The following is a 20,762-nucleotide window of genomic DNA, read 5'->3' as shown; positions in this document are numbered from 1 at the left end:
AACACCTCCTCAGTAAGTAAAGTGCAAAAATCTTTTTACATTTTTTCTTTTAGTGTAGTACATCGTTTACTTAATTTTGGCTTAACTTTTAAGTGGCCCTCACTCCCACCCTCCGCTCCCACGCTGCGGGAAAGGGGAGCGAGAGGATTTATGGGCCAGCTCTCGGTGAATCCCATCTCCCGAAGCCTCGGGAGAGGGGGTAGGGGGGGGGGTAGAATAGCTATTCAAAGTTTTTGACAACTGCTGCTAACCCTACAGATTATTCTGGTACCTCTCCAAAACGTTCTCGGTAACGAGCCAACAGCGCCTCTAACTCATCTGCTCTCTGCTTCTGCTGTCTGGCAAGCTGCTCTGCCTGTTCGGCCCGTCGTTTTTCCTGTTCGGCCCGTTGTCTTTCCTGTTCGGCCCGTTGTCTTTCCTGTTCGGCTAACTCTTCCTCCGTGGGCAATAACTCACCTTCCCTCGTCGCCCACCGCAGCCACACTGCATCTACCCCTGCATACTTTCCCGCCCATTTTACCAACTTCAGCCCTAACCGCTTACTTACCAATCCTCCCTCAACGTCCGGCTCGATCGGCACATAGATTCCACCCTGTAATTGAAACCCGGCCAGTTCCCCCGTAAACGGATCATACCAAAAATACTCTGTTACTTTCAACTGATCCTGATACACCCGCTTTTTCTCCCCTTTGTCTATTCCGGCCGTACTCTCCGACAACAACTCAATCACCACATCCGGACCTTTTCCCTCCTGCCACACTACCCAACTCTTCCGCTCCCGTTTCGGTACATCTAACACCACAAATACATCTGGCCCTCGAAAGTCCTGATGGCGTAACTGTTTCAGGCTAAAGTAGATAAACATGTTCCCCCCCACGAAAAACTCTCGATCTCTCCAAAACTGTCGCAGCGGAAGGATCAACAGGTACATTTGTAAGACATGTCGTTCGGATTCCATGGGGATTCCATCACTGTAAGGAAGTTCATCCTCGGTAGGAGGTATTTCCACCTCTTCCAGGGTCACTCCAGCGTTATGCCTTTCTTCCATAAGCCTCACTCCTCGGTTTTAAAAAATAATACTGGGTTTTAAAATGACGATATTCCCTTTTAAGAATATGCTACCAGGTAGGTAAATGGGTGTCAACAGATATATCAACTCTTCAGAAATTTTCAAAAGGCCTGTTTGACACAATGGGAAAGCCCCCTGCAGAGGCTTCCCATGCTTAGAGTTCAGGGATTAAATTTACAGATTAGTAGGTCAAAGGTCCCCATTTGACATAAGGGACCTTTGCCTTCAACTCAGGGAGTTGATCAACAATTCGATTATTACTTGTAACTTGCCCAGGCTTACCTCCACAACGATTTTAAAATTCCCCATACGGAGAAAACGGTTCGCGGGTCCACCGTCTCGGTAATAATACCTGCAAAGGCATTCTGCAAGAACCTGCTTTTCTGAGCACGACGGGCTATCAGGTCGTTAAGCCAGGCTTTGGAAAGCCAGTTTTCGGCAATCTGGTATCCCAGATAACGAGGTCTCAACTCTTCCTCCAGGAGACGTGGAAATTCATGCAGGTATTGGAAATTCCCCTCCACCAGCGACTTATGAACTATCGATGCGGCCAGCTCCCCTGTCTCCATAGCTTTGCCGATCCCTTCCCCGGTGAAAGGGAACGTGGCCCCGATCGTTTCCCCGATGGCTAATATATTCCTACCCTTGAAAGGGTAAGAACCTTTTAAACCACATCGAAGAAGGGCCCCTTGAAGGGGAGTAAGGATTTCACCCTGCTTCATCAATTCTCGCGCCAGGGGAAACTCAGCTACGAAGGTATGGAAGATTTCCTTTAAATTCCCCTTGGTTTTGGCACCGTTTCGGTATGCCATACCGCAACCCACGTTGTACTCGTCACGGCTTATGGGAAATATCCAGGCATAACCTGGGATAATGGAGCGATCAAAGGATATGACCAGTTGATTCAGATTAAATGAAGAACGTACATAGCAACGTAGAGCCACCGCACTGGCCCTCAGGTGTGAAACCATCCCTAGATTTTTCAATAAAGAAATATCCGCACCCGTTGCGATCATACCAATACGCGCCCGAACCTGTTGGGGTGATTCTGAAAACGAAGCCCGAATCATGCCATCCGGGTCCCTTGAAATAGCTTGAACTGTTCCCTGGCAGAAGGTAGCCCCCTTGGAAACGGCTTCCCTGGCAATTATCTCATCGAGAATCAGTCTTTTAACCGTCAGGAAGTCACCAGGCACTTCAAATCTTATACGGGAGGGACTGAATGCAGTTATTTCTTTAGTTTTCCACCCGACTTTAGAGACTTTTTCATACAAACCCGCCCTTTGAAGGCACCTGATGGCATCGGGAATAAGACCGTCGCCACAAATCTTATCCCTGGGAAATCTCTGCTTATCTATCAGCAGAACCTTATGCCCCCGAGAGGCTAAATGTAGGGCTGCCATGGAACCGGCAGGTCCGGCGCCTACAATCATTACTTCCCATAACAGGTCTGGTAAGGAGTCAATGGGAGGTTGCCAGAGGTTTTGATAGGGTTCGGGCATAGATATGGCTTTCTAATCAGAAGTAAAGGCATCGGCATGCTCAGGAGCTTGTATAGCGGGTTATAAGCAGAAACATGGCCTGCCGTGCCCGTACTAGGCCAAACCTTTTTTCAAGTTCTTGTAATATCTTTCCTTTAATCTCTCCTGTAAGTCCTCGGGTTGAGAGGGTTGAGTTCTGAACCCGGCATGGTTTATATCATTTCTATCTTGCGTTATCGAGTCATATATCTTAATAAAATCCTCGCTCAGGCAACTTATAATTTTTTGAACGTCTTCTTTTCTACTTTTAGCTGGCTCTTCCCATTCCTCTTCAGGAATTTTTCTATTTGCAATAATGTTTCTATTTGCAATATGGAGAGCCTGAGCAGCAAGTTTCCTTTTGTCTTCATTGAGAATTTCGCTCTGACCAAAATGTCTTACGACAACCTCGCTAATCATCGTCTCTTGAAGTAGAGTATAACCCTGTGGTATTAAATTGTGTTGAATACACCATTCAACCGCAGCATATCCGTTTTTAATATCTTTATTTTTAAAATCTTTAATTTTATTCGCTATTTTATCGAGTAAAGGATTTATCGGTTTTAAGAATCCTTCTTTTTTTATCAGTTCTCTTAAGCCGTCAAAATCAAATCCATCGATGAGACCAGGTCCTCGACTTGTCTGAATTAATTTGGTGAGCTTCTTTAGTTGTTTACTCAGTTCCCGGAGGTTTTGTGCGCCCTCGTCTTTTCCTTGTGTATCTGCCAGAATAGATTTTATTTCTTGTTGAGTCAGCTCACTGATATCTTTAGCGTCCCCATACGTAATAAAATTATGTATGGCATTCGTCCAATCGAAAAGACGAACAAAGGGGGTAAGATTGAAAATTGGAACGTTACGATCCTGGACTGCCATTTTTTCCACTTCGCGAATACTGCCTAAGGATTCAAAGGCACCGTAGTAAACTCCATTTATTTTGATATTCTTTATGACCTTTGCATAGTTCAATATGATGATGGCAAGCATAGGGAGAGAACGGAAAGCATGGGTCATATCAAATATTACTTCATCCCCATGATCTATTTGATTAAGAACCTCATCAAAAATTCTCCAAATCTCCTCTTCCGTTCGCCCATCCGGAATTTCTTTGTCAAGAATTTTAGTCTTTAACCCTAAAGATTCTAATCTTCTTTTTAATCCTTCTCTCTGCAGAGGTTTACCGTCCCTATCCTTATGACCATTATCCACCCAGTTTTTATTTTTAGCCTCTTCAGTCAGAAAAATAATAATCCTATCCTTTTCCGTCCAATCTTTGCAGAATAAAGAAACCAGAGCTTCCTGAATAAATCGCACTCCACTGATCTTCCCTTTCTCATTCAGCAAATAGTTACAAGGTAAGTAATCGTTGGTTCCTAAAAAGGCAAGCATGACTTGACTCATTGGACTCACTCCTTTTCATATCTTCTAAACATCCTATGCCGGAACACCCGTTCCGATCTCACCGTGTTATCCGGCAAGGCCTTCTCCACCACTTCCCGTTCGGTGGTGGAATAAACAGGAATTAAACCAGCAGAAAAGGCAAAATTAACCATTAAATAGACGGCCCCAAAATCACCCTGGATCAATACATAATCTCCAGGCTCTGCATGCCCTTTCATCCATCTACGAAGGGGTTCCAGATACTCACTTAACGAAGGTTTGGTGGGGGGAATATTCTTCCAGAGACCTTCCAGATCCACAGACAGGGGGACAAATTCGGTGATGTTTAAAGTAGCCCTGGCATCTTTGATTTGGTCCTGGGTTAATTCATGGGAAAAGAGAAGTAACATTTTGGGCATTTTATAGGTTCCCCGGTAGGGGCGACCGGCCGATCGCCCCTACCTCGGTTAAAATATAGATAAAGAAACAAGGTTTAAGACAAAAAACTTCATCCTCAGCCTGCCTACGCTACAGTTTTCGGGTATGCTCATTTTTTGCATAGTTCGGGATCTGAACCGGTAAAGCCATGCTTACCAGTCCAGGCTGAATAAAGAAAGATTACTTCTGAGAACTATAGAGAGCATAGCTTCTCTTATGTCAACCGGGACGGTTAACCTACTGTCCGGGACGGTTAACCTGCTATTCGCTCTTAACCTGCTAACTCCTTCCGCACAATCTTTGTCCCCTCAACCATCCGCTGCAGTTTAAGATAGGCCAGCCATCGGGGAACCGGGAAAAAACCGCAATCGGGGTTGATATAAAGTTTCTCGGCAGGAACATATTTGAGGGTTTCTCGAATACGCTCGGCAACATCCTCAGGGGTCTCCACATAGAAGGACTTTACGTCGATGAGACCGGCTCCTAACTCACGGTCGATCCCAAACTCTTTCCAAAGCTCGATTTCTTTCATTTCGCGATTGGCATACTCAAAGACAAATTGTTGGGCCTTGGCTTCCAGTAAGTCGGGAAACATCCAACGATACGTACGCTTTCCGCGAGGTCTGCTGAGGAGATTGCCAAAACAAATATGAAGGGCGATCTTGGCATTGACCCCTTCAACACACTTGTTAAAAAGATGAATCCAATCCCGGGTGGTCCCTGGAATAATGGCATAGGAGGGCTCATCAATTTGAATAAAATCAGCTCCTTCGGCCACCAGGGCCTTTAATTCCGCATTGACCACTTCTGCAAACTCATAGGCCAGCTCTAAACGATCTTTGTAATAGGGATCGTTTTTTTCCAGATGAATATGAATCGTTAAGGTTAAGGGTCCGGCTACGGCTACTTTGACGGGTTTCTGGGTGTTTTGTCGAAGAAATCGATACTCCTCCACAATACCCAGGCCTTCGGGAACCTTAATTTTTTCCACAGGGCGATATCGGACAGGGCTGTCATAACCATAAAGACCCGTTTTTCTCAACGGTTCGATCGGAGCAAGTCCCGTAAATCGCTTGTAATAATTCTGGACAAAGAAAAATCGACGCATCTCGCCATCGCTGATGATATCTACACCGGCTTTCTCCTGATCAAAAATGGCAATTTTAACCGCGTCATCATATAGTTCTTTAATGTCGGTTACTCCGTATTTGCCCTGTTTGACTTCCTCTAATGCCGTCCACATCCACCCAGGGGTGGCATAACTTCCTACAACAGTAGTAGGTAAAAGGGGGTGAGGTTGTGTGGTCATGCTTAAAAAAGAGGGATACCAAGTACTGAGCCATAACACCCAAAGATTCTTTACCCACTACTCAGTACCCACTCCTGTTGTTATCCTTTTTCTGTCAGGCTTGTAACACCGAAGTTCTCAGGAACTTTCCTGTTCTTGTAGGGGCGTAAGGCCTTACGCCCCTACGCTCCTACTTTCTATCAGGGACGTTCTGGGCTATAAGCAGATATAAAACTAATTAGCCACAAAGGCACACAGACAGAAGGGATCATTAAAAATAAGAAAATTGACCGATCCTGTATATCTTTATGCCTTTGTGGCTAATCTTAATATTCTCCTTATACCTGGAGTTATTGTAGAAATATCTCCTGATTGTTGTCAAGCAGGAAACCTTTTTTTCAGAAAATTATGCCGGAAATAAGTATTGAAACCCTAAAACGTTCAGCTTAGAATAAAAACCATGTCAACCTCGCGCCTTGTTAAATCTTCAGGCATTGTAAGTCTGGCCGTTATGGCCAGCCGTATTTTAGGTTTGATCCGGGAACAGGTTTTTGCAGCCCTCTTTGGAGCGGGACTGGCCTACGATGCTTTCACTGTAGCCTTCCGTATCCCTAACCTTCTCCGGGATTTATTCGCGGAAGGGGCTCTAAGCTCGGCCTTCGTGACCACATTTACCCAATGGCAGGTGGAAAAAGGAGAGGGAGCCGCCTGGCGTCTGGCCAACCTGGTCCTTAACACCCTTACCCTCCTTTTAGGAGGAGTTGCCTTTCTGGGTATTTTGTTTTCAGACCAGATTGTCTCCTGGATGGCCCCCCGGTTCGAAGATATTCCCGGTAAAGTAGCCCTCACGGTCAAATTGACCCAGATCATGTTTCCCTTCCTTCCACTCATTTCCCTGGCCGCCGTAGCCATGGGAATTTTAAATACAAAGGATCGGTTTGGAATTCCGGCTTCGGCTTCTACGTTCTTCAACGTGGGATCTATCCTGGTAGGGGTGTCTTGCGTTTATCTGATGCCCTATCTGGGCCAGGAACCCATTGTGGGAATGGCCATCGGTACTCTGGCCGGAGGATTACTCCAGTTTTTTATCCAGGTCCCTTCTCTCTATCGGGTTGGATTTCGCTATCAGCCGATCATAAGCTTTTCAGACCCGGGTATTCGCCAGATTATGAAACTCATCGGTCCCGCCATTATAGGCCAGGCCGCCGTACAGATCAATGTTTTTATTAATACCTATTTCGCTTCTACCCAGCAAAGCTGGGTCTCCTGGCTTAACTATGCCTTCCGGCTTATGCAATTCCCTATCGGGGTCTTCGGGGTTGCTATCGCGACGGCCACCCTTCCGGCCATCTCCAGAAGTGCCGCCCGCCAGGACATGGATGAATTCCGCCAGACTCTAGCCTCCTCCCTGGGTCTGGTCTTTTTGCTGACCATTCCGGCTTCGTTCGGACTTATCGTACTCGGAAGTCCTATCATCCGCCTCATTTACGAGCACGGGCGGTTTACAAGTTTTGACACCCAGGAAACCGCCGGAGCTTTGGCCTTTTATGCTATCGGCCTCTCGGCTTACGCAGGAATCAAAGTCCTGGTACCGGCTTTTTATGCCTTAAAGGATACTCAAATCCCTATGATGGTCAGTTTGATCTCCATTGTTAATAATATTTTACTCAACTGGCTGTTGATTCAACCCCTGGGCCATCGGGGATTGGCCCTCTCTACTTCTCTCATGGCCATCTTCAATTTTACCTTTTTAATCTCGATTCTACGTTATAAACTCAAAGGAATTCATGGGAGAATCCTGCTCCGCTCTTTTTCTAAAATTATCGCAGCCTCTTCAGTCATGGCTATGGCCTGTTGGATAACCCGGCAAAGCCTTGCCGGTTATCTGCATTCATGGGGCTTGTTAGGAAACCTTATCTGGGTAAGCCTGAGTATTCTGGTAAGTGTGGGGCTCTTCTATGTAGCGTGTAGAGTTCTTCAGGTGGAGGAGTTGGAGCAGGTGATGGCCGTGGTAAAGGCAAAAATAAAGAGATGAGAGGAAAGTTCTGTTGAATTGGCGGGCTATCATCAACCCCCCCCCCACTTCGCCTGGTATCGGTTAACAGGATGAATGGTCAACCCTTCGTGCGGTTGCAGTATGAAGGGATCCGTCCATAGGAGGATACCGTCAAGTCTGGGTGCTCAAAATCAGGTATCCCCCGATGGCAACAAAAAGAATGTGCGAAACCCAAGCAGCTAAAAGGGGTGGGAAAATCTGGGCATGACCTAAGGATAACCCCAAATTTAAGGTAATCCAATAGCTGAACCCGATGAAAATACTCAACCCGATTCCTACAGTGGTCCCACTTCGCGGAGATTTTAAGGCAAAAGGAATTCCGATAATAACCATCACCAGACTGACAAAGGGGAAGGAGATCTTTCCTCGTAAATCCACAATGTAACGAGAGGCATCGTATCCAGTACTTTGAAGTTCGCCGATGTAATTCTTTAATTCCCGATAAGTCATTTCTTCCGGGTCTTTCCGAATGCGCTGGAATTCCTCAAAGGAAGGTTGAATAGGAAATCCTCTCCTTTCAGCAAATAGGGTCTGATTTCCACCTAAAACGTCGCCCTGGAAAGTCCTCTGAGAACCATTGTAGAGGATCCACTCTCTGCCCAGATATTTAGCGACCCTTACATCGATCCGCTCTTTGATATTAAAATTTTTATCTAAAGTATAAATCGTTACACCATGGAGTTCATTCCTGTTAGGATCCAGAAGTTTGATGTTGTAAATTCTATTTTCTTTTGGGCTTCGGAACCAGATCCCACTCTTGGTCATTTGAGTCTCCTGGGGCCGGTTTTTTATGATTCTCCTGCAGGCATCGGCGATCTGGTTACTCCAGGGAATAAAGGTTTCATTGGCAATAAACAGAAAAATGCTGGCCAGAAATCCTAAAATGAGCAAGGGCAGAGAAATTCGATAAATACTGATTCCATTAGCCAGCATGGCAATAATCTCACTGTGCCTGGAAAAGGTACCTAAGGTCAACAGGGTGGATAAAAGAATCGATATGGGCATGATAAAGAAAATAAGCCACGGAATCTTGGTTAAAAAGTAGACCACAAGTACATTCAGAGGAACCTGATTTTTAATGATATCGTCAATCAGGTCGAATAAATCCACAATGGTAAAAACACAAATTAGAGCAATCAAACCTAAGAAAAAAATCTTCAGGAATTCACGGAGAAGATAACGATCTATAACTTTCATAAACCAGGAATCAGAAGTTATCTCAACTTTTAGACCTTATTGTTTAGCCATTCGAACCAGCAGTAAAGTCCCAATTCCACCCAGCAGCACATTGGGAGTCCAGGCGGCTAAAAAAGCCGGGATTTTTCCCTGATCCCCTAAATTTTCACCCCCGGTTATAAGAATATAATAAACCAAAATCAATCCGATACTTACTGCAAATCCACCCGACTTTCCCGCTCGCTTCGAGGTAATACCCAGAGGGGTTCCGATTAAACTAAAGATAAAGCAAGCAATAGGAATGGAAAACCTCTTATGGAGTTCAATAAGATAAGAATAATACCGCCGGCCGGCTTGTTTTTCCGTCACATACATTTCGTATAGACGACTCATGGGCATGTCTCGATCCGACTGGGGGATTTCTATAATTCCACTGCTATCCTTTTGTAAGGTTAAAACAAAATCGGAAACCGGAAAGTTGATAATTTTATATCGTGTCATATTCGTGATATATCGAGGGTGGGCATTGGCATCGTACAAACGCAAGATTACTTTAAGGGATTCTGGATCTGAAAGCAGTTCACCTCGTTTGGCAAAGACAATTTGAGGATCTTGAGGGTCTCTGGAATCTGCAATCATGACCCCTTTAAACGAGTTATCCCGCTCGATCTCATCCACATAAATATCCAAACCTTCAAACGTAGAATTAAAAACCCGCTCCTTAATTCCAACGGCTGCTTTAGTTCTGGCCAGATTAAAAAGGGTCAATCGAAAGGAATAGTTTCCCCAGGGGAGAAGCTTAACGTAGATGATAAAGGTAATGAATGTGGCTATCAGGGAAAATATCATAACCGGAACAAACAAACTGTATAGACTCACCCCCGAGGCCCTCAACGCAATGATTTCACTATCGGTAGAAAGTCTACCAAAGGCCATAAGGGTGGCGACCAAAACCGCCATGGGAATGGTTAGAACCAAAAAAGAGGGGAGGAGATAACCGATAAGTTTTCCGACTACGGCCACACTTACCCCTTTATTAACCACCAGCTCGGTTAAACTGAGTGTTTTGTCCATTAAAAGGACAAAAGTAAAGATCGCAAGCCCTATCAGAAAGGGATTTATCATCTCCAAGAGGATATATCTTCGGATAATTTTCATAGGCTCCAGGAAGAGAATAGCACCTGAGTTTTTTTTCGTCAAGGAGACTATTACCTTGGTAACTGTAACAATTTCTTACGAAAATCGTCTTACGATTTTTATGCTTCGTGGCGACCCAACGGGTCATAACTGCTTAGTAGGTGGCGGAATAATTCATTTCCTTCTTGTTCCCAGCAGGTTAACTTACTGGAAACAAGGGGGCTAGCAAAGATCATCTATCACCTACTACCATAGCCCCCCACCCCAGCCCTCCCCGTCCACGGGGAGGTAGCCGGGGACGTTCGACCTACTGATACAGATACATTACCTTGTAAAGCTAATCTTGAAACGATACACCCGGCTTATATCGAAATTTGAGTAAAAAATTTCCTTGTCTTCAGAAAGAATTTCGCCTTATAACAAAAAGGACCGCAACATTATCTATTCCTGTTTCGGGAGAATTTAAACATGTCACAACATCCGGATAAATGGAAAATCCGTTTTGGACAAATCTTTCAAGCCTTTTTGAGAGAATCCGGGAAGAAGTTGGAAGAGTATCTTTACTTTATCCCATTGGGCTCCACCCTGGACCCTCATTCGGAAGAAACTTTTAACCTGATAGATCTACATGTCAATACAAACCTTTATGCAACCTACTTTTCTGGCTATATTCCATCCATTCCTGTTCTGAACAGAGAAATAGCTGCAAGACTCGATGCAACTCTGGTTATTTTACCGGGATTTGGCCATCATCTCATTAAAACAAAGGCCTTTGGGGATCAAATCCCCATACTTGAGAACCTCGGTTTTCCCGTACGGTATGTGGCCTATCGAGATTCCTTTGCAAGTAATGAGAGGTGTGCTGAAAGTGTCTATCGCCTTCTCAAACAAGAACTGAACCCTGAGGAGAAACTGATTTTCTTTACCTATAGCAAAGGGAGCCCCGTCGCCGTACAAATGCTGGCCGATTCCCGTTATGCCGATATCGCCGACAGAACCCGTGCAGTGGTCAGCTTTGCAGGAGCCCTTCGAGGGTCAGTCTTACCGTCCACTCCTATGAGTCAGGCTGCCCTCATCCTATTAAAGGCATATAGAAAACTGAGACAATCTACAGGAACTTTAAGACATCGAGTAAAAGAAACGATCCAGGAGGTATTAAAAGCCTCATCGGGTAATCTTAAAGAGTTGAAGGAATTAATCGAAAAAGCTGAAGAGTTTGCCAACGATCTGGCAGACCTTCCCGAGGGGATCCTGGACCTGGCCAGGATTACCTGCCAAAACAACTATGCACGGATAAGACTCCGGGATTCCATCAAACTTTTCTCCATCTCCGCCGTTTATCCCCAGAGCGCTTTTAAAAAAGGGTTTAAATTTATTACCAACCCGGACGATTTGTTTTTATATATTTCCGGTCGTGAATTGTATAAATACAACGTTCTCAATGATACTCAACTGCTTCTTCCGGACTCGAAATTTTTTGAAAGTACAGGAGACGCCACCTGTCTTGGGGTTGTAAAAGCAGACCATTGGGGTATTGCATTATCCCATGTCTTTTCGCCCCGTTATGTGGATCCATTCCCTCGGACGGAGATGATAAAGGCGGTCCTCCTTGTGTTGGACGAATATTTCAAGGAATCGAGCATAGATCTCCCTTCTTCCTGAATCTGTAAGTTACTGATTTTATTCATCCACGAAGGACGTGAAAAAGTGTGGAAGGGTGGGGTCCTTTTACCAAAAGAACGATTTATGCGTTGGTTTGTAAGCAAAGGGAATTATAGAGGTAAGCTGCTTGCCGGGAGCCTTTTGATTATCCTGGTCTGGCTAGGGATATCTGCCATACAGGCCGAAGCCGCCACCCTGAAGTGGCGACAGGTTCAGCACATCACCCGGTTGGAGTCCATAGAAGTCCAGGATGTACCTGGTCACATTCTGGGGATAGGACAGGGTACTGGTCTGGCCTTCTTCCCCATAGGTGGAATCGCTACGGTTTTTTATAGCTTCACAAGCGATTATATTAACGGGAGTGGTCCACATACTTTATATTTTGTCTACACCTTTACAGATGGATCCACCCTTGCAACCAAGAACGAGGGAATTACAACCGTTGAGCAGGAAGGAAAGGTTTTTTCGTTTAAGGGGGAAAGTACCATCATTCGAGGAAGTGGTAAGTTTGCCCCTATCCAGGGGAGAGGAACCTATATGGGTAAGGGTTTTTTACTTCCTGCCGGTGACAAAATCGAAGGATACCTGGATTTTGATCTGACCTATACCTTAGACCCCGAATAGACTCGAGAAAAATTTCCAGAGTCTGTTATTATGAATCCCTGGGACCTCTGGAGACGGAGCAAGATCCGGGCTGAAATAAAAATATCTTCAGCCCTAAGAACCGTATAAGGCTTTTTCCACGGCTTTGAGTACACGCTTCTGGACTTCTTCCATGGGCCCTTCTAAGGTACACCCGGCAGCACGCTCGTGGCCTCCACCTCCAGGATTAAGGGTTTTGGCAATAGCTCCCATATCGACCTTACCCCGGGATCGAAGGGATACTTTGATTTTGTTTTTATCAAGTTCTTTAAACAAAACAGCCGCCTCACAACCCTCTACAAAATTATACTGATTGATAATCCCTTCTTCATCTTGAGGGGTTGCTCCAGTTTCTTTCAGCATTTTTTGGGTAATAACACTCCATAAAATACTTCCCCTGGGATCTCGACGAACTTCCGATAAAACGGCGGTGAGTAATTTAAGCGCGGCATAAGATTTGGATAGAAGAACCTCTTCGCTAATTTTCCAGGCACTGATTCCGGCTTCTAGTAATCGAGCCGCAATACGATGGGTTCGGGGAGAGGTTGAGGAAAACTGAAAAGAACCCGTATCGTAAATCATTCCGGCATAAATACAGGTCGCGATATCCGGAGTGAGGGGAACTTGCCAATCCGGGTGATCGATAAATTCGAAGACCAACTCACAGGTAGAGGAAACATAAGGCTCTATCCAGGAAATGGTATCAGTACTTGTCAGGCGACTTTTGTGATGATCGATATTGATGGTATAATCGCACTTCTCTAAGAGTGGAAGAACTTCGCCCGTACGATCCCTCCCGCCATCTACAATAAATCCGACCTCGTATCTCCGGCCTTGAACTTCTTCCAGGGACTTAACGGCCTGAAAATTAGGAAGAAAGTGGTAGCGATGGGGTGGAAGTTCTTCGTTGACAACATCAATAACGACTTCAGGGTCTAAGATACCGTTCTGACCGCTCTTGGCAACCGATAAAATCTTATACAAGGCCAGCTCTGCCCCGATAGAATCCCCGTCGGGATTATATTGTCCGGTGATGAGAAAACTTTTAGATTTATCGACGATCTGTTTAATTTCTTTAAGGATCTGATAAGAATTTATCATAGTTCAGGATCTAAAAATTCAATAAAAACTTCGTTAGCTACATATAAACCTTCTCGGGTTAGTCGCAAATAACCGTCTACCCTTTCTATTAACTTCAAATGAAAGAGTTTCTGGAGGGCCTCAGGATAAACCTCTTCCACTGAAACTCCAAATCGATCTCGGAAATAGGCCAGGGAAATACCTTCCGTAAGTCGTAAATGCATCATCAAGGTCTCGGCCATTTGTTTATCCTGGCTGATGATTTCTTCTTCGACCACCGGAGAATCTCCTTTAAAAAGCCTTTGGATATACTCTTCAATTCCTCGAACATTAGAGAACCGCCGACCTGATAAATAGGAGAAAGCTCCAGGTCCGAGGCCCAGATATTCTTCATTTCGCCAGTAGATTTGATTATGTTTTGATTGAAATCCGGGGAGAGCAAAATTGGAGATTTCATAGTGTTGATAACCGGCTTTGGACAGGCGCTCAATACCGAGTTGATACAGGGTTAATTGAAGGTCCTCATCGGGCATCTTAAGGGTTCCCAGGGTATACCATTCCCAGAACCTGGTACCTTCCTCAAGGGTCAAATTGTAGGTGGAAATATGCTCCGGATGAAGGCCGATCAACCGGTCCAGATCTTCTTGCCACATCTCTAAGGTTTGACCTGGAACGGCAAAAATAAGATCGCAATTAATATTATTAAATCCCGCATTACGGGCCATCTGGAAGGCCTGGAATAAATCCTCCGGACCGTGGGTTCTTCCTAACCTTTTCAAAATAACCGGGTGGAAGGACTGAAATCCAAAACTCAAGCGATTCACTGGGGATTTTCTCAACTTTTCAAATTTTTCTGCGGTAACCGTTCCGGGATTGGCTTCTAAGGTAATCTCCGCACCTGAAATCACCTTCCATCGAGGATAGTAAGCGTTTAAAAATTCGACGATTTCATCGATATATAAGGAAGGGGTTCCGCCTCCAAAAAAAATCGTTTGAACTCCCTGGTCGAAAACACCCTGTCTAAGATAGGACTCCACCTCCAGAGCCAGGGCCTCAAAAAAGCTACCAGCGAGATTTCCTTTTCCGGCATAGGAATTAAAATCACAGTAGTAGCATTTGCTTGCGCAAAAGGGAATGTGGATATACAAACCGATCATTTTGTTTCTTGTTGGCTATCGAAGATGGAGGACTTTTACCTTTCCTCCCCTTAGATATTACAAGATATGCCCCATCCCGGTGCTCGTCAATACGAATCAACCGTGGAAATCATCCCCAGACAATGAATCCATGTATCCGTATCCATTTAGTAGGTGGAAAAAGAAACACCCCCCATCCCCCCTGGAGGGGGGCCAGAGGGATATTCAGACAGAAAAAGTGACATCTACTAAATTGTTACAGTTACTGAATCCATTTTATATCTTGACAAGGAAGAAAGGCTGTGTAAGGTTATAGATAAGGTCCCATGAAGAAATGCCGGATTAAACTTGAGGCGTTGGGAAATTTTATGACTTACTCTCAAATATTTATTATTATTATTGGGTTTATTGTACCCACTTTAATTTTGCTTTTCGGCCCCTTTCTGTTGTTACTTGCCTTTCGAAAAAGAGAAAAGAATCGAGTCCAGAGTTACGATCCCCTCAGGGAGGAAATAGAGGTAGGAGACTTATGCCCCTTAGGGCTAAAAGATCCGGTTACAGATAGCTACTACGATATATTAACCTGTAACAATCTCTCGTGCGAGCATTATGATGTGATGAGTGGCTGTCAATGGCACAATCGGCGGGATTCGCGTAAGCCGGTTTTTGACGACAGGGCACTGGATCAGATTTTTAAGGTGGAAAGAACCCGAAAACTTATCAAAAAAATGGCGCTCTATTTTTTGATCGGCTTTCTGGTTTTGTTATCTTTGTTGATTATCTTTGAATTAAGCCGTGCCCAGAAACCTGAAATTGGCACTTTAACCTGGTATCTTATGGATAAGGACATCTGCTATGACCGATCAGACGCAAAAAATTCTTGATGAAATTAAAGCAAAACGTGGTTATTTATATCCCTGGCAAGAACTTTTAGCTAAAGAAGATCCGGATTTTATCAAAAATTATGAGAAAATGTGGGATACCATAGGGGCTCGAAGTGTGGTTCTTCCCCAAAAAATCAAGCAAATCATTTTGGTTGCGGTATTAGCCTCGAAAACCGACGAAGTTGCCCTACGGACCCAAATTAAGCGGGCTTTTTCATTGGGTGCTACAAAGCAAGAACTTATAGAGGCCATCGAGGTAGCTTTCATACCCGGCGGTGCCTTAACGTTGGTACACGGATTAAAGGCATTGCTGGATGTCATGCAGGAATTAGGGATCGAATAGAACCCCAGAGCCGGAGGTTAAAATGAGGTATGAAATAACCGAACTGTTGGGGGATGGAATCGGTCCGGAGTTATGCCAGGCCGTTCATACCCTGGTGGAGGCCCTTCCATTGACCCTTGACTTTATTCAGATTGATTTAAGTCTGGAGAACCGATATAAGGTCGGGCCTAAGATTTACGAAAAGGCCTATGAGGCTATCCTGAAGACTCGATTTGCTCTGAAGTATCCTACGATAACAGAAGAGGAAAGCCCCAATGTAGTCCTCCGTAAACTCTGTAATTTTAGCGTGATTCATCGCCCTGTGATGACCCTGCCGGGTGTTAAAAGCAATTTCACCAAAAAATTAGACCTGGATATCGTTCGGGTTGCAACCGGCGGAACCTATGAAGATCCCGGGCGTATGATTGGAAAAGACGCGGCGGTATCTCTTCGGGTTGTAGAGCGTGCGACCACCCAAACCGCAGCTATTTTTGCCTTTGAACTGGCTAAAAGGACTCATAAATCGGTTACCTCAGCATCCAAATATACCATCCAACGGATCACCGATGGGCTTTTTGAAGATATTGTAGCCCAGATGGAAAAGCGATATCCTGGAGTTCCTCACAAAAAGGAGCTATTCGATGCCCTGCTGGCCAAAATCATTATGTATCCCGAAGACTATCAGGTGATACTAGTACTGAATGAATACGGGGATTTCTTATCGGATATGGCCTGTGGTCTTGTGGGATCTCTGGGAATTGGAGCCAGTGGAAGTTATGCCTTTGATGAACAAGGGAATATAACCTTAGCCCTGTTTGATCCCGCCGGTGGGACAGCTCCGGATATCGCCGGGAAAAACAAAGCAAACCCAACGGCCATCTTCTTAGCCTTTTCTCAACTTCTTTTCCAACTCGGAGAAGCTACCCTGTCCACCCTTATCCGGGATTCTACCCTTTCCCTCCTGGAAAGAGGAATTACCACGCCAGACTTGGGAGGCTCCTGCGGTACTATGGAATTTACCCAGGAGGTAATCGCCGAAATAAAAAGGAGACTTATTTAACGTTGCGGTTACTCTGATCTCCAAATGAAATGGGAGGGTTTTGAGTCATCAGTTACCTGGGGGTTGTTTACCGCTGAGATTGCTCCAGTTCTCGAATAGCCTCTTCAACTCCTTCCAGTTCCTTTTTTAACAGGTCCCTATATTCTTTAAGTTTTTCAAGTCGCTCTGCCTTTGTATAAAACTTCCTCCAAAAGGGGCCTCCTATCGAGAAAGTCGAAAACATCTGGAAAAAACCAAGATCTTCGAAAAAAGAATACGTATGACGCATAATCTCTCTTAAAAGCCGGTTCCTGGATTAAAGTTTCCTTAATTGAACCAGACCTTGATTTATCTTTTCGGCGCTTCGATAGGCTGCATAAGCCGAAATAATATGCGCAACCCACCCTAATAATCCTCCGGTCGTGATCCAGGTTCCAGGGGTCACGATAAACCAAAAAATAGCCCACAGAAATTGTCCGTTGTAAATCTGTCCCAGACCAGGGAGTATCAGACTTAAAACCGCTGCAATCCCGGGATTTCTCATCGTTTCTTTTTCCATAGCTTGTAAAAAATAAATCGAAAATATTTTTAAAACTTCTCTGGCATTTTTACTTCCTAATTTATAGTATTACGGGTATCATCGACTTGTCAATAACCTGTCTATTCCCCTATCCGGGTTAGGTTATCGGTAATAGATAATTTTTTGGATACGGCCCTGGAGGGGCAAGCGGTTTATGGTATGGAAAATCAAAAACTAAAGGGACTTCATCCCCTCTAGCGGCTCATTATTTATAAAAAGGTGACTATGCAGAGTACCCTCACCAGAAGAGATTTTCTAAAACTAGGAGCTGCAGCCGGTCTCACCTGGACTCTAGAGGGATGTAAAACGCCGGTAGATCCAGGAGTCCGAGGTGTTATAGGATTTAACGTTCATCCTTACCCGGGGCTTGCCTTACCTATCCAGATGCAGGCATTAAACGATATCAAGGCAAACTGGATCCGGGTAACTTTAGGGATTACAACCGATGTGGGAGGGCCTTATGTGGCCGCAACCCAGGCTAACGTTTTGGGACTCATTGCCGATTTTAACCTTGGTCCCATTAATAAATCCGATTGGCCCGATATGGTCGAAACAGTTATTCGACGCTATCCATCCATCCGGTATTTTGAGATCCTCAATGAACCTGCCTCTTTTAACGGGATCTCCAACACCGAGTATGTCCGTGATTATTTGAAACCAGCCCATGATCTCATTCGAGAAAAATTTCCTTCGGTCAATATTGTAGCTGCTGCTCCTATAGGCCAACCCAGCGGAATAGAAGATTTTACTCAAATGTCCCTGGCAGGAGCCGATAATTACTGTGATTTTCGGGCAGTTCATATCTATTTTAGAAATGACCTTACGAGTCCCTGGACCTCTTTTCAGCGAGCAACTCGAAAACCTATCATGATTACAGAAACTGGATCCAGTGATCCTAGCGAGCATTTGGATATGTGGACGAATCAAATTCCCGAGATGAAAAGGGTTCTTACCACGGATTTTGTTTTTTACTATGTTTTACTTGAACAACCTCCCATGGGATTTGGAATTATCACGGATCAACTGGACAGCAACGGACAGATTATTCCAACACCGGGTTCAGGACTCTATACGTTTCTTCGGAATTCGGCCTAGGACTCTATACCTCTACTTTTGCAATTTTTAAATGTTTATCCCTGAAGGGGGTAAAAGTATGGGAGGTGTGGGAGCATGGGAGTAGGGGGATGGGGAAGTATAAGTACTTATTCTTCCATACTCCCACACCTCCCATACTTTCATAGTCCTTCGTGGATAAAAATGCAAAAGTGTAGATCCTTAAAAAATTAGCTTAAAATTAGCTTGACGAGGTCTTGAATTCTTACTAGATTACACGGGCAAAATATGATTTGTTAACGTGTAAAACAGTCACTCTAATCTATTATCCTGATATAACAGGACTTCAAAACTATGCACAATCACCGGGGAATTTTCTTTATTCTTGTTCCGATAGGTATTCTGTTGTTTCCTGCTTTAGAGGTGTTTGCCCAATCTCAAGTGTTAGCGTCGGTAGAGTCTGTAAACGGGATCGTAAAGGTATCCCTTCAAGGGCAGGGAGAAGTCCGGGCCAGGAAAGGTATGGACCTTCAGGCCGGAGATATCCTGCGAACCGAAGTTGGGGGTCGCCTGACCCTTAAACTCTCGGATGGAAGTAGATTGGAATTAGGGGAGGATACCCGATTAGACGTTACCGAGTTAAGCTTAACCACTCGTGCCAAGTCCTCTCTATTTAAACTTGTGTGGGGTAGGATCCAGGCGGTTATTGCGCAGCCTTATAAAACTCCAGGCTCGAAATTTGAAGTGGAAACTCCCAATGCCCTGGCCGGAGTTAAATTTACTGCCTTTAGCATGGGCTATTTTAGATCCACCAATACAACCTGGCTATCGGTAGAAAATGGAACGGTTACCTTAACAAGTCTACTCAGTCCAGGCCAGCCTGCCGAAGTATTAAGTCCCGGACAATCTGCAGTGGTGACAGCCAGTAACCCTCCACGACGCACAACACCCCAGGAACTTGATCAAATCCGGGAAGAAGGAAGGCGAGGGGAAAGCCAATTCCGTCAAAAAAAAAAGTAGAAGATGAAGAACTCAAGCCTTTACGAAGGATCGCATGGGGTGGTCAGATTCGTCCGAGGTTTGAGTACGATGCCAGGGATTTTAACAAAGACACAGATCCTGATACCTTTACCAGCCTCAGAACCCGGGTCCAGTTTGACGTTTCTTTAGCGGAGGGTATGCAGGCTTTTATTCAACTCCAGGATGTACGATTTTTTGGAGAAGAAGCAAGCCCACTTGGAGATTTTGAGGCCGACCATTTTGATCTCCATCAAGGATACCTTGAGGTACAAGATCTTTTCGGTAAACCCTTATCCTTCCGATTGGGTCGTCAGGAACTAAGCTTTGATGAGGAGCGCTTGATAGGAAATGTGGATTTTACTCCCCAAGGCCAGGCCTTTGATGGGTTTCGCCTTACCTATGAGCGGCCTTCAGACCAGTGGGATCTCTTTGCCATGAAAATCAACGACGGGGTTGCTCAAGGACTAACCCCCATCGGCAACAGTGAGGGAGATGATGTTAACTTTTACGGGATCTACGCCAGGGTAAAACCTGTCCCAACTCATATCCTCTCAGGTTATTTTCTCTGGTTGGAAGACGAACCCAAGGATACCGATCGCTTTACTACAGGAGCCCGGTTAGAGGGTAATCTCGGACCTTTTAGTTACCGCAGCGAAGCTTATTATCAATTTGGCCAGGCAGGTTCTCAAGATATTCGTGCTTTTTTGGTTGGACTTCGTGGAACCTATACGGTCGAATCGATTTATAAACCTTCCTTTACCCTCTGGTATGATTACCTCTCAGGAGATGATAATCTTGAAGATAATAAGATCAAGGTCTTTGATACACTCTTTGCGACCAACCATCGATTCTACGGATTTATGGATATTTTCCTTAATATTCCTCGGGATACAGGTAATCGAGGGCTTCAGGATGTGGCTATTAAATTTTCCATGATTCCCCACAGGACCACGAAACTCTTTTTAGAATTACATCAATTCTTCCTGGCAGAAAAAGATGACCGGGGAGAGGATAATCTGGGACAAGAGATCGATCTGGTTATACCCTATTTATTTCGCAGACGGATGGAAATCAGTTTTGGTTATTCCCACTTTTTCATTGGAAAAGCACTGGAAGACTTGAAGGGTAGCAACGACGATGCAGATTGGGCCTATGTAATGTTAGATTTGAATTTTTAAAGGAATTTCGTCAGGCCAGGAACCAGAAGTCATTCTGGAACGATTTCCAACAGGATAAGGATCTTATCGTTCTTATTTTGACTTCTGGTTCCTGTAGACTAT

Annotated in this window: 20 protein-coding genes; 9 read left to right on the top strand and 11 right to left on the bottom strand. The window is 44.7% G+C overall.

Annotated elements, in window-relative coordinates:
- Nucleotides 1–259 precede the first annotated feature (259 nt).
- The 5 genes from VNM22_21035 to VNM22_21015 all read right to left on the bottom strand — a co-directional run bounded on the left by VNM22_21035 (nt 260) and on the right by VNM22_21015 (nt 5,716).
- Nucleotides 260–1,048, bottom strand: a complete 789-nt coding sequence (locus VNM22_21035) for a Uma2 family endonuclease (GenBank protein HWP49657.1) — start codon at nt 1,046–1,048, stop codon at nt 260–262.
- Between the two features lie 299 nt (nt 1,049–1,347).
- The gene (locus VNM22_21030) at nt 1,348–2,571 is read right to left on the bottom strand and encodes a geranylgeranyl reductase family protein (protein HWP49656.1); all 1,224 of its coding nucleotides are present in this window, start codon (nt 2,569–2,571) and stop codon (nt 1,348–1,350) included.
- A 93-nt stretch (nt 2,572–2,664) separates the two neighbouring features.
- Nucleotides 2,665–3,990 (bottom strand): TIGR02221 family CRISPR-associated protein, encoded by a 1,326-nt coding sequence (gene csx2 / locus VNM22_21025; GenBank protein HWP49655.1) that lies wholly within the window; start codon nt 3,988–3,990, stop codon nt 2,665–2,667.
- A gap of 5 nt (nt 3,991–3,995) precedes the next feature.
- A complete protein-coding gene (gene csx20, locus VNM22_21020; protein ID HWP49654.1) occupies nt 3,996–4,388 on the bottom strand; it encodes a CRISPR-associated protein Csx20 in 393 nt (130 codons plus the stop codon).
- A 290-nt stretch (nt 4,389–4,678) separates the two neighbouring features.
- Nucleotides 4,679–5,716, bottom strand: a complete 1,038-nt coding sequence (locus tag VNM22_21015) for a hypothetical protein (GenBank protein ID HWP49653.1) — start codon at nt 5,714–5,716, stop codon at nt 4,679–4,681.
- A gap of 439 nt (nt 5,717–6,155) precedes the next feature.
- Here VNM22_21015 and murJ point away from each other — a divergent pair, with 439 nt between their 5' ends.
- Nucleotides 6,156–7,730 carry a murein biosynthesis integral membrane protein MurJ gene (gene murJ / locus VNM22_21010; protein ID HWP49652.1) on the top strand — a complete coding sequence of 525 codons (1,575 nt, stop codon included), beginning with the start codon at nt 6,156–6,158 and terminating at the stop codon, nt 7,728–7,730.
- Nucleotides 7,731–7,862: 132 nt separating this feature from the next.
- On the opposite strand, the gene lptG is transcribed toward murJ, so the two are convergent.
- A complete protein-coding gene (gene lptG, locus VNM22_21005) occupies nt 7,863–8,948 on the bottom strand; it encodes an LPS export ABC transporter permease LptG (GenBank protein ID HWP49651.1) in 1,086 nt (361 codons plus the stop codon).
- Nucleotides 8,949–8,984: 36 nt separating this feature from the next.
- On the bottom strand, nt 8,985–10,127 hold the full coding sequence (gene lptF, locus VNM22_21000) for an LPS export ABC transporter permease LptF (protein ID HWP49650.1): 1,143 nt from the start codon (nt 10,125–10,127) through the stop codon (nt 8,985–8,987).
- A 405-nt stretch (nt 10,128–10,532) separates the two neighbouring features.
- On the opposite strand from lptF, the gene VNM22_20995 reads away from it, so the two are divergent.
- On the top strand, nt 10,533–11,726 hold the full coding sequence (locus tag VNM22_20995) for a hypothetical protein (protein ID HWP49649.1): 1,194 nt from the start codon (nt 10,533–10,535) through the stop codon (nt 11,724–11,726).
- A gap of 84 nt (nt 11,727–11,810) precedes the next feature.
- Nucleotides 11,811–12,350 (top strand): hypothetical protein, encoded by a 540-nt coding sequence (locus VNM22_20990; protein HWP49648.1) that lies wholly within the window; start codon nt 11,811–11,813, stop codon nt 12,348–12,350.
- 93 nt (nt 12,351–12,443) lie between these two features.
- On the opposite strand, the gene VNM22_20985 is transcribed toward VNM22_20990, so the two are convergent.
- Both VNM22_20985 and hemW read right to left on the bottom strand, forming a co-directional pair.
- Nucleotides 12,444–13,469: a bifunctional oligoribonuclease/PAP phosphatase NrnA gene (locus VNM22_20985; GenBank protein ID HWP49647.1), complete on the bottom strand. Its 1,026-nt coding sequence runs from the start codon at nt 13,467–13,469 to the stop codon at nt 12,444–12,446.
- Complete coding sequence (gene hemW / locus VNM22_20980) at nt 13,466–14,605, bottom strand: radical SAM family heme chaperone HemW (protein HWP49646.1); 1,140 nt, start codon at nt 14,603–14,605, stop codon at nt 13,466–13,468. The genes VNM22_20985 and hemW overlap by 4 nt, the downstream gene beginning before the upstream one ends.
- Before the next feature lie 347 nt (nt 14,606–14,952).
- Here hemW and VNM22_20975 point away from each other — a divergent pair, with 347 nt between their 5' ends.
- Genes VNM22_20975 through VNM22_20965 form a run of 3 tightly spaced genes read left to right on the top strand, consistent with a single transcriptional unit; the run spans nt 14,953 to nt 16,850 of the window.
- The gene (locus VNM22_20975; GenBank protein ID HWP49645.1) at nt 14,953–15,468 is read left to right on the top strand and encodes a hypothetical protein; all 516 of its coding nucleotides are present in this window, start codon (nt 14,953–14,955) and stop codon (nt 15,466–15,468) included.
- The gene (locus tag VNM22_20970; protein HWP49644.1) at nt 15,440–15,811 is read left to right on the top strand and encodes a carboxymuconolactone decarboxylase family protein; all 372 of its coding nucleotides are present in this window, start codon (nt 15,440–15,442) and stop codon (nt 15,809–15,811) included. The genes VNM22_20975 and VNM22_20970 overlap by 29 nt, the downstream gene beginning before the upstream one ends.
- 22 nt (nt 15,812–15,833) lie before the next feature.
- Nucleotides 15,834–16,850 (top strand): isocitrate/isopropylmalate family dehydrogenase, encoded by a 1,017-nt coding sequence (locus VNM22_20965; protein ID HWP49643.1) that lies wholly within the window; start codon nt 15,834–15,836, stop codon nt 16,848–16,850.
- Between the two features lie 67 nt (nt 16,851–16,917).
- Here VNM22_20965 and VNM22_20960 read toward each other — a convergent pair whose 3' ends face one another.
- Both VNM22_20960 and VNM22_20955 read right to left on the bottom strand, forming a co-directional pair.
- Nucleotides 16,918–17,118: a DUF5320 domain-containing protein gene (locus VNM22_20960; protein HWP49642.1), complete on the bottom strand. Its 201-nt coding sequence runs from the start codon at nt 17,116–17,118 to the stop codon at nt 16,918–16,920.
- Nucleotides 17,119–17,145: 27 nt separating this feature from the next.
- Nucleotides 17,146–17,388, bottom strand: coding sequence for a DUF5683 domain-containing protein (locus VNM22_20955; protein ID HWP49641.1), 243 nt, complete (start codon nt 17,386–17,388; stop codon nt 17,146–17,148).
- Nucleotides 17,389–17,634: 246 nt separating this feature from the next.
- Between VNM22_20955 and VNM22_20950 the strand changes: the two genes are divergently transcribed.
- From VNM22_20950 to VNM22_20940, 3 genes are all read left to right on the top strand, one after another.
- Nucleotides 17,635–18,504, top strand: coding sequence for a twin-arginine translocation signal domain-containing protein (locus VNM22_20950; GenBank protein HWP49640.1), 870 nt, complete (start codon nt 17,635–17,637; stop codon nt 18,502–18,504).
- Between the two features lie 312 nt (nt 18,505–18,816).
- On the top strand, nt 18,817–19,482 hold the full coding sequence (locus VNM22_20945) for a FecR family protein (GenBank protein ID HWP49639.1): 666 nt from the start codon (nt 18,817–18,819) through the stop codon (nt 19,480–19,482).
- Nucleotides 19,461–20,660, top strand: coding sequence for an alginate export family protein (locus VNM22_20940; GenBank protein HWP49638.1), 1,200 nt, complete (start codon nt 19,461–19,463; stop codon nt 20,658–20,660). The genes VNM22_20945 and VNM22_20940 overlap by 22 nt, the downstream gene beginning before the upstream one ends.
- Nucleotides 20,661–20,762 lie beyond the last annotated feature (102 nt).

It is taken from the genome of Candidatus Limnocylindrales bacterium (assembly GCA_035559535.1).
Taxonomy (GTDB): domain Bacteria; phylum Moduliflexota; class Moduliflexia; order Moduliflexales; family JAUQPW01; genus JAUQPW01.
The sequence above is the reverse complement of the archived record's forward strand: the minus strand, read 5'-3'. Positions and strand labels throughout refer to the sequence as shown.

Bases quoted from the DNA above. Each gene is read 5' to 3' on its own strand.
- VNM22_21035 (HWP49657.1), bottom strand. From the start codon at position 1,048: ATGGAAGAAAGGCATAACGCTGGAGTGACCCTGGAAGAGGTGGAAATA.
- VNM22_21030 (HWP49656.1), bottom strand. From the start codon at position 2,571: ATGCCCGAACCCTATCAAAACCTCTGGCAACCTCCCATTGACTCCTTA.
- csx2 (HWP49655.1), bottom strand. From the start codon at position 3,990: ATGAGTCAAGTCATGCTTGCCTTTTTAGGAACCAACGATTACTTACCT.
- csx20 (HWP49654.1), bottom strand. From the start codon at position 4,388: ATGCCCAAAATGTTACTTCTCTTTTCCCATGAATTAACCCAGGACCAA.
- VNM22_21015 (HWP49653.1), bottom strand. From the start codon at position 5,716: ATGACCACACAACCTCACCCCCTTTTACCTACTACTGTTGTAGGAAGT.
- murJ (HWP49652.1), top strand. From the start codon at position 6,156: ATGTCAACCTCGCGCCTTGTTAAATCTTCAGGCATTGTAAGTCTGGCC.
- lptG (HWP49651.1), bottom strand. From the start codon at position 8,948: ATGAAAGTTATAGATCGTTATCTTCTCCGTGAATTCCTGAAGATTTTT.
- VNM22_20995 (HWP49649.1), top strand. From the start codon at position 10,533: ATGTCACAACATCCGGATAAATGGAAAATCCGTTTTGGACAAATCTTT.
- VNM22_20990 (HWP49648.1), top strand. From the start codon at position 11,811: ATGCGTTGGTTTGTAAGCAAAGGGAATTATAGAGGTAAGCTGCTTGCC.
- VNM22_20985 (HWP49647.1), bottom strand. From the start codon at position 13,469: ATGATAAATTCTTATCAGATCCTTAAAGAAATTAAACAGATCGTCGAT.
- hemW (HWP49646.1), bottom strand. From the start codon at position 14,605: ATGATCGGTTTGTATATCCACATTCCCTTTTGCGCAAGCAAATGCTAC.
- VNM22_20975 (HWP49645.1), top strand. From the start codon at position 14,953: ATGACTTACTCTCAAATATTTATTATTATTATTGGGTTTATTGTACCC.
- VNM22_20970 (HWP49644.1), top strand. From the start codon at position 15,440: ATGACCGATCAGACGCAAAAAATTCTTGATGAAATTAAAGCAAAACGT.
- VNM22_20965 (HWP49643.1), top strand. From the start codon at position 15,834: ATGAGGTATGAAATAACCGAACTGTTGGGGGATGGAATCGGTCCGGAG.
- VNM22_20960 (HWP49642.1), bottom strand. From the start codon at position 17,118: ATGCGTCATACGTATTCTTTTTTCGAAGATCTTGGTTTTTTCCAGATG.
- VNM22_20955 (HWP49641.1), bottom strand. From the start codon at position 17,388: ATGGAAAAAGAAACGATGAGAAATCCCGGGATTGCAGCGGTTTTAAGT.
- VNM22_20950 (HWP49640.1), top strand. From the start codon at position 17,635: ATGCAGAGTACCCTCACCAGAAGAGATTTTCTAAAACTAGGAGCTGCA.
- VNM22_20945 (HWP49639.1), top strand. From the start codon at position 18,817: ATGCACAATCACCGGGGAATTTTCTTTATTCTTGTTCCGATAGGTATT.